Annotated in this window: 9 protein-coding genes; all 9 read left to right on the top strand. The window is 44.5% G+C overall.

From position 1 onward, the window contains the following. On the top strand, positions 1 to 705 hold a 705-nt coding region (locus RJ60_RS15270), incomplete at its 5' end, for an ABC transporter ATP-binding protein (protein ID WP_103135297.1). Next, entirely contained in the window at positions 705 to 1,487 is a 783-nt protein-coding gene (locus RJ60_RS15265; RefSeq protein WP_099830821.1) for an ABC transporter permease, read from the top strand. The genes RJ60_RS15270 and RJ60_RS15265, both read left to right, overlap by 1 nt. After that, positions 1,487 to 2,269, top strand: coding sequence for a nucleoside phosphorylase (locus tag RJ60_RS15260; protein ID WP_103135296.1), 783 nt, complete (start codon positions 1,487 to 1,489; stop codon positions 2,267 to 2,269). The genes RJ60_RS15265 and RJ60_RS15260 overlap by 1 nt, the downstream gene beginning before the upstream one ends. Before the next feature lie 16 nt (positions 2,270 to 2,285). Next, the gene (locus RJ60_RS15255; protein ID WP_103135295.1) at positions 2,286 to 3,251 is read left to right on the top strand and encodes an ABC transporter substrate-binding protein; all 966 of its coding nucleotides are present in this window, start codon (positions 2,286 to 2,288) and stop codon (positions 3,249 to 3,251) included. Between the two features lie 29 nt (positions 3,252 to 3,280). Further along, positions 3,281 to 4,048 (top strand): ABC transporter permease, encoded by a 768-nt coding sequence (locus RJ60_RS15250; RefSeq protein ID WP_099830818.1) that lies wholly within the window; start codon positions 3,281 to 3,283, stop codon positions 4,046 to 4,048. A 10-nt stretch (positions 4,049 to 4,058) separates the two neighbouring features. Beyond that, the gene (locus tag RJ60_RS15245; RefSeq protein ID WP_180979999.1) at positions 4,059 to 5,285 is read left to right on the top strand and encodes a hydantoinase/carbamoylase family amidase; all 1,227 of its coding nucleotides are present in this window, start codon (positions 4,059 to 4,061) and stop codon (positions 5,283 to 5,285) included. Continuing rightward, positions 5,272 to 6,489, top strand: a complete 1,218-nt coding sequence (locus RJ60_RS15240) for a dihydroorotase (RefSeq protein ID WP_103135293.1) — start codon at positions 5,272 to 5,274, stop codon at positions 6,487 to 6,489. Before RJ60_RS15245 ends, RJ60_RS15240 begins: the two co-directional genes overlap by 14 nt. Next, entirely contained in the window at positions 6,486 to 7,256 is a 771-nt protein-coding gene (locus tag RJ60_RS15235) for a dihydroorotate dehydrogenase electron transfer subunit (protein ID WP_103135292.1), read from the top strand. Before RJ60_RS15240 ends, RJ60_RS15235 begins: the two co-directional genes overlap by 4 nt. Next, a partial coding sequence (locus RJ60_RS15230) for a dihydroorotate dehydrogenase (protein WP_103135291.1) occupies positions 7,246 to 8,120 on the top strand: 875 nt, incomplete at its 3' end. The genes RJ60_RS15235 and RJ60_RS15230, both read left to right, overlap by 11 nt.

Raw genomic sequence — 8,120 nt, 5'->3', positions numbered from 1 at the left:
AAGGACAGAAAGGAATTTGTTGCACTGGATGATGTTTCATTTACAGTCAACAGAGGTGAGTTCGTCTCACTGCTGGGACCCTCGGGCTGTGGAAAATCAACACTGCTAAAGATTGTCTCGGGACTTCTTAAGGCAAGTTCTGGAACGGTGGAGATTACGGAGAAAGAAAATCGTAAGACCCCTCCCTTTGGGTTCGTATTCCAGGATTCCGTTCTTTTGCCCTGGAGAACAGCAATAGAAAACGCTCTCTTTCCATTCGAAATCATGGGTAACAAGGAGAAAGCAGATGAAAGCAATGTCAGGAATCTTTTCAAACTCGCGAAGCTTGTGGGTTTTGAAAATTCCTACCCAAGACAGCTTTCAGGTGGAATGAGACAGCGTGTGGCTATTGTGAGAGCCCTGTCCTACAATCCTCCAATACTACTTATGGACGAACCTTTTGGAGCTCTTGACGCAATAACCAGAGACAATCTGAACAACGTTCTCCTCGAAATATGGGAATCGACCAGAAAGACAGTGATCTTTGTGACTCACAGTATTAGCGAAGCAGTGTATCTTTCAGACAGGATAATCGTCATGGGTACGAAGCCCGGCAGAGTTGTCGCGGATATGAAGGTTGAATTGCCTAGACCGCGAAATGAAGATTCAAAACTTACTCCGGAATTTTACTCCTACGTCAAAGAGCTAAGGGAGATGCTCAAATAATGAACAGGAAAGTCTTGATAGCAATAATCTCGATTCTTTTCCTGGTTCTCTTCCTGGGTTTTTGGAAGGGATACATAATCATCAGAGATGTTCCGGGATTTATCCTTCCACCTCCAGAGGCTGTAGGACAGAGGTTTATCTCTCTTGTTGCAGACGGCACTTTCATTAGAGAAGGCTGGGTAACCCTGTATACGATACTGATTGGCTTCTCCGTTGGATCTATTCTGGGCTTCGCGGCCGGATACTTCTCAGCGAAATCAAGAACCTTTGAAGAAGTAATCTCACCATATGTCATGCTTATTCAGGCCACACCAAAAGTATCTCTCATTCCTCTCTTTGTTATTTGGTTCGGACTCGGGATGCCGTCAAAGCTATTGCTCATAGTTCTTTCAGCTTTCTTTCCGGTGATGATAAACACAATCTTGGGACTTAGATCTGTTCCGGAGGACTACGAGAACTTAATGACAATTCTCGGAGCATCGGAACGCCAGGCAACTCTCAAGATGAGACTCCCGATGGCCACTCCCTTAATCATGGCAGGACTCAAGATCGCGATGGTGCAATCAATAATAGGAGCAATAGTCTCAGAATGGATGGCTGGAGACAGAGGCTTCGGTTATCTGCTCGTTTACGGCAGTTCTCTGTATGACGCAAATCTTCTGATGGCGTCAATAATTGCTACCACTTTCCTGGGATTAATTCTCTACTGGAGCATTGAGCTTATAGAAAAGAAACTCTTGTTCTGGCATGAGTCGAAATTGGCTTTCACGGAGGGAACGTGATGAATGAAGGATTCAGAAAACCAACAGCGAGCAATCCCATCGAAAACGGTAAACTTCCGCATCTGAAGTTGAGCATAGATTCAAAGGTTCCGAAGCTGTTCTTCCTTCCAGGTGATCCAGACCGAGTAAAGCTCTTCGAAGAAGCGGCAGATTCCTTTGAATATCTGTCCGTCAATCGAGAATTCTCAACAGGAATCGGCACTTTCGGAGGGAAGGAGTTTGGCGTTTGTTCAACCGGAATTGGAGGTGGTTCATCGGAAATAGTTATGGTGGAACTTCACTCGCTTGGTGTAGAAAGAGTTGTCAGAGTGGGAGGTTGTGGAGCGCTTAGAGAGGACATTAAGTGCGGAGATATGATTATCAACTCCGGCGCAGTAAGACTAGGCGGAAGTTCCAAAATGTATGTCAGAGTAGAATACCCGGCCGTTGCTGATCCATTTATGGTCGTAGAACTGGCCAAAAGCGCTTCGAAAAAGGGGATCAGGGCTCACGTAGGTATAGGCGCTACTGTTGACTCTTATTATGCCGGACAGGGTCGGTGTATTGAAGGTTTTGAAATCCCTGGTTCCAGTTTGCCTGAAGAACTCTCATCAGCCGGCGTTATCAATTTCGATATGGAAACCGAGACGATCTTTACTCTGGCAAGCCTTATGGGAATGAAGGCAGCAAATATCCTGGCAGTTCATGGAAACAGAAAGACAGATGAATGGCTTATTGATTACAGGTCAGCTCAGCTTTGTGCAATAGAAACTGCACTTGAAACAGACTTTTTAACACTCTGAACGAGGAGGGATTGATTTGAAGAAGGCAGTACTTGTGTTTTTATTGGTTCTAGTAAGCATGTTTGTTTTTGCCCAGAAAGTAACCCTGCAAATTGAGGGTTCCGCAGTTCCTTACTACATTCCCATCTACATGGGAATAGAGCTCGGTTATTTTGAAGAGGAAGGTCTTGAAGTAGACTATCTTTTTGGGAGCGCCTCAGACATCATAAGAAACGTAGCAGTTGGAAATGTTGAATTCGGGTTCCCCAATGGTGAACCTGTCATAACGGCAAGAGCTCAGGGAATACCTGTAAATGTTATTCATACTACCTACCAACACGGACTCGGCTCAACTATCTTCCTTAAGGAAAGCGGTATTGAAACACCCCAGGATCTCAAAGGGAAGAAAGTGGCAATAACAGGTTATGGAAGCCCCAATTATGTGCAGCTACAGATACTTCTGAAGAAGAACGGGCTTTCACTGAATGACATCCAGCTTGAGATTGTAGGAACCGAAGCTATCGTTCCGGCTCTCGTAAACAAGAGAGTAGATGCAATTTGCTTCTCGATGCTCAGAACTTTCGAACTAAGGTATCAGGGAATCGAAGTAGATGAATTCAAGTCAGACGAGTTCCTTCCTTCATTCGGAAACGTCGTGGTAACCGGAGACAAAATCCTGAATGAAAACAGGGATCTGGCTGTTAGGTTCACAAGGGCTTTGAGCAGAGTAATGGCCTATCTCTCAGATCCAGATAAGATGAAGGAAGCCACTGTAGTGGCAATCGCGAAGTATGCGCCAACATATATTGGCAGAGAGGAATACATGGCCGACATACTTTCCGAGATCTATGCGGGTTACCTCTGGCAGAGCGAAGATACCGAAGCCTTTGGATTTGGATTTGGAAACGTTGAGAGATGGCAGCAGACTATTGACATAATGAGAGAGTACGATCTGATAACCACAGATGTCAACGCGGCCGATTTCGTAGTACCAAGACTGTAAACTAAATCTTCGGGTAAGGAGGAAGGATTTTGAAAAAGAAGATCAATTCAAGACTAATGAGCTTTTTATTTCTTGTGGCTGTATTGGTTGTGTGGAAAGCAGTGGTCACGATTTTCAATACTCCAACACATATCCTTCCTCCGCCTGAAGATATTCTCTTCAAGTTCATTGAGTTGGTCAAGAACTCCGTTTTGCAAAAGAACTTCTTGGCAACGCTCGAAGAGATAGCTATAGGCTTCAGTTCCGGAGCGGTGATTGGAATAGTACTTGGATACGTTCTTGCGAAGGTAGAGATTCTCGAGAAGGCGCTCTCCCCTTACATACTCATATTCCAGACTGCTCCAAAAATTTCTCTTGCCCCACTCTTTGTTTTATGGTTCGGGCTTGGAATATTGTCAAAAGTGGTTCTTATTGCTCTCGTTACTCTGTTCCCTGTGATGATAAACATGATACTCGGTGTAAGATCAACTGAAAAGAACTACTACAACCTGATGAAGGTTTTGAAGGCAAGTCGTCTTCAAGTTATGTTCAAACTTGAACTCATGAACTCGATGCCGTATCTGATGACTGGATTGCGTGTTGCCCTTGTGCTGTCGATTACGGCTGCAGTTATAGGAGAAATGATGGGTTCAAAGGCCGGGCTTGGATTTCTTCTGATTCTCGGGAACGAAATGTACGATATAACTTTACTGTTGACTGTAATCATTGTAATTAGTCTTCTCAGCTTCTTCCTGGATATTGGAATGAAGAAACTGCAGGAAAAACTGCTGTTCTGGCATGAATCGGCGGCAAAGTGAAGGAGTTAGCTTGAGCGGTCTCGAATATCTAGTATCGGAAGAAATAGATAGGCTATCGAAATTCACCTCGACAGATGAAGGAGTTACTCGTCTTCCCTTCACAAGGGAAAACAGACTTGCCCTTGAGTATCTGGCGAAAAGGTTGAGTGAAGTTGGAAAGAGAGTCTATGTCGATAGAATGGGAAACATCTTGACCTCCAGCGGGAGAGAAAATCGGAGAAATGACAAAGTAGTTTTCTGTTCTCACTATGATTCGGTTCCAAGTGGCGGCAGATATGACGGAACTGCGGGCGTTGTATTTGGAATCCTACTTCTGAGTCTTCTAGGAAAGGCCGAGGGCGAACGTATTGAATTATGCGCCTTCAACTGCGAAGAGTCCTCACTGTTCGGCCGGGCATCGTTGGGATCGGTGTTCTTCCTCAAGGGAGAAGAAGCTTTGGGGGACTATGAAACATTGATCGGGGAAAAAGTATCCCTGACTGAACTAATGGAAAAGGCGGATTTTCAGAGCTTTTCACAAGTTGAAAAGCCGTTTGTTGAAGAAGGAACAAGATTCATCGAAATACATGTGGATCAATCAAAAGAGTTATCAAAGAAAGCCTTGGATCTTGCATTTGTTGAGAAGATTGCCGGTCAAAGGAGACTGAGTTTCACTTTCAAAGGTGAGACCAATCATTCGAGCCTTATGAATCTCTCGGCAAGAAGAGACTCGCTTCTGGCTTCAACTTCTGCCATATTAAAGGCAAGCGAGTTGAGCAAGCTAATGTCTTCAGAGGAGGTCGTTGGGACCGTAACAAGGCTAGTTAATACTCCAAATGTAATGAATATGATTCCTGGAGAGACCGAGACTACCGTAGACATAAGAGGTTTCTCAGTTCGTTCTCTCGAAGAATTCAAAGGCTCTCTGACAGATTATTGTAGAGCCGTATCCGAAGGGGCTGCTATAGAATTCTCTTCGTCGGAGCTCTCCGCTATGGATCCCGCGACAATGGACAGCGCTTACTTCGAATACCTCCAAAACAGTTTGACAGTTAAGGGACTTTCTTCTACAAGAATGAATAGCATAGCCTGGCACGACATTGCGGAGGTTTCGAAGTACTTCTCATCTTCTCTTATCTTGCTGCCAAATCCTACGGGAGTAAGTCATTCACCAAGAGAGGCGATGGATCTAACTTCATTCTCCAAACTACTTAATGCGATGCTAGAAATCTTTGGAGGTTCACATGCTTCTAATTAGAAATTCAAATCTCGTAGATTGGAGAAGATCCAGCAGGACAACCTATGACATTCTGATCGACGACGGTGTGATAAAGAAGATAGATACAAGAATTGACTGCAGCGATGCAGACATCATTGAAGCCAAAGGACTTGTTGCAATAACTGGAATAGTAGATCCCCACGTACACTTGAGACAACCGGGGTATGAGTGGAAAGAAACTCTGGAAAGCGGCGTCCTGGCAGCGACCTCCGGCGGTGTTACCTCACTGTGTGCCATGCCTAATGTAATGCCCTGCCCGGACTCAGTTGAAAACTATCATTATGTCAGGTCCTTTCAAAACGATACGGTTATAAGAGTTCTGCAGTCCTGTTCAATAAACCAAAACCTGTCAGGCAGGCGAAACAACTGGAAAGAGCTTTATGAAGCCGGCGCAATAGTATTCACCAATGACGGTCTTCCCGTAGATCGAAATAGCGACATGGCCGCTGTTCTATGGTTTTCAAAAGAAACAGGTGTCCTGGTAGCCGAACATCCCGAAATTCCGGAATTTGACAAAAGTTTGGGAAACACAGAGCATGCTGTCATTTGCAGAGATGTCATCCTTAACGAGAGGATCGGCGGTAGGCTTCATCTTCAGCACGTCAGCCTAGCCAGTTCAATTGATTTTCTCAAACGAGCAAGAGAAAAGAACATCAGATTCACAATAGAAACGTGTCCCCATTACTTCATAGAAACCAGCGAGGGGCTGTCCGACGGCTTTTATGAGGTCTATCCACCTATAAGAACAGCTGATGACTTAAAAGCGATCAGATGGGCAATAATCTCCGGTTTGATAGATATTATTGCTTCGGATCACGCCCCACACACATTAGAAGAAAAAACATCTGAAGTACCTGCTAGAGGCTTTTCGGGAGTAGAACTACTTTTTCCGCTCTCGTACACTGCCCTTGTCAGTGAAGGGCTTCTCTCTCTACAAGCATTGACTAAGATTCTTACATTTAATTCTTCGAATCTCTTGGGAATAAACCCCGCTAGTTTTGAAGAGGGAGAACGAGCCGACATCATCCTTTTTGATCCCAATGAGTCATGGATTGTCGAAGAGTCCTCTATGTATTCAAAAGGGAAGAATACTCCCTTCCTGGGGAAGAAACTAGATGCAAAAGTTAAGTATACCATAGCCTCTGGAAAAATAGTCTACCCCTTCATTGGAGATTCAGTATGAATGTTGTGAATGAAAAATGCGAAGTGATAAGAAACGAAAGGGTTAGTTCCGACGGGCATGTACTGGTTCTTAATTCTAGAGATATCTCCCGACAGACCCTCCCCGGACAGTTTGTTGAAATCGGTTGTTATGGAGAAGATATGATTTTGAGAAGACCATTTTCCGTCTTCGATGTCTCAAGTGAAAGCCTATCCCTATTCATAAAGATTATTGGAAAGGGGACAAAATGGTTGAGTGAACTCAATTCCGGATCTATTGTTGATCTCATAGGACCGCTGGGAAATGGATTCACCGTGTCTAGCAACACTAGATCGCTTCTGATTGGTGGGGGATGCGGAATTGCTTCACTGAATCTTCTTTCTCGAAGGCTATTTTATTCAGACTGTAACACGGACACTATTTTCGGTTTCTCAAAACCCGAGGAGATCCCTCGAGAAATCATCGAAGGATTTCAGAAGAGAGCAAACAGAGTTTTAGTTACCGTTGACAAAGGACCTTACCCCATCATCGGAAACGTTGTTCATACGTTGAAGGAAATTGATCTTGAAAACTACGACAGATTCTACTGTTGCGGCCCAACAAGAATGTTGAAGGCGCTTGAGCCCTTTCTCTACAAGAGAGAAGTTGAGGTATCTCTTGAAGCACATATGGCATGCGGCATCGGAGTCTGTTATGGCTGCACTATCAATACAAAACACGGTAGCAAGCGAGTCTGTCTAGATGGACCGGTTTTCAAAATGGAAGAGGTTGAATGGAATGAAATGTGATCTGAGAGCAAATCTTGGACGTATAGGCATTTTGCGTACTCCCATAATCATTTCTTCAGGGACCTTTGGACTGTCCAAACCGTATTTTGACCTTCTGGAATCTGAATATATCGGAGCGGTGGTAACAAAGACGATCACTTTGAACCCGAAGGCGGGTAACGCTCAGCTGAGAATCCTCGAGGGTCCTTCCTCAATGATAAATTCGATCGGCCTCGAAAACCCCGGCGTTCTCAGTTTTATCGAAGACTACAAAGACGGGTATGGAAAACTGGAAATTCCAGTAATAGTTAGTATAAGCGGAAATTCAGTATCTGAGTTTGTTGAGATAGCTGACAGACTTAATGATATCGATGGGGCAACCGCCATAGAACTAAATCTTTCCTGCCCGAACGTCGATTCAGAAGGGCTTTCTTTCGGGTCAAGCCCTGAGAGAATCGGCAATGTCGTATCTGAATGCAGCAAGACCAGCAAATACCCGCTGATCGCTAAACTCAGCCCTTTCCAATCTATAGATGCTTCCTTCGCCAGAAGTGCAGAAAAGGCAGGGGCATCGGCAATATCGCTGATAAATACTGTCCCAGCCATGAAGATTGACATAAACAGATTCAGATCTGCATTAGGTGCCCTATCCGGTGGAATGTCAGGGCCTGCGATCAAACCAATAGCGATTAAGATGATCTATGAAATCAGCAGAGAAGCAAACCTTCCTTTAATTGGAATGGGAGGTATCTCCTCAGGAGAAGATGCTGTTGAGTTCATTATGGCAGGTGCAGGCGCAATATCCATTGGAACCATGAACATGGTAAATCCGGGTCTGCCCAAATCCATCGTCGAGTTCATAGAGACCTTCATTAAAATCCATTC

Origin of the sequence: Mesotoga sp. B105.6.4 (assembly GCF_002896535.1) — a bacterium.
Taxonomy (GTDB): domain Bacteria; phylum Thermotogota; class Thermotogae; order Petrotogales; family Kosmotogaceae; genus Mesotoga.
The sequence above is the reverse complement of the archived record's forward strand: the minus strand, read 5'-3'. Positions and strand labels throughout refer to the sequence as shown.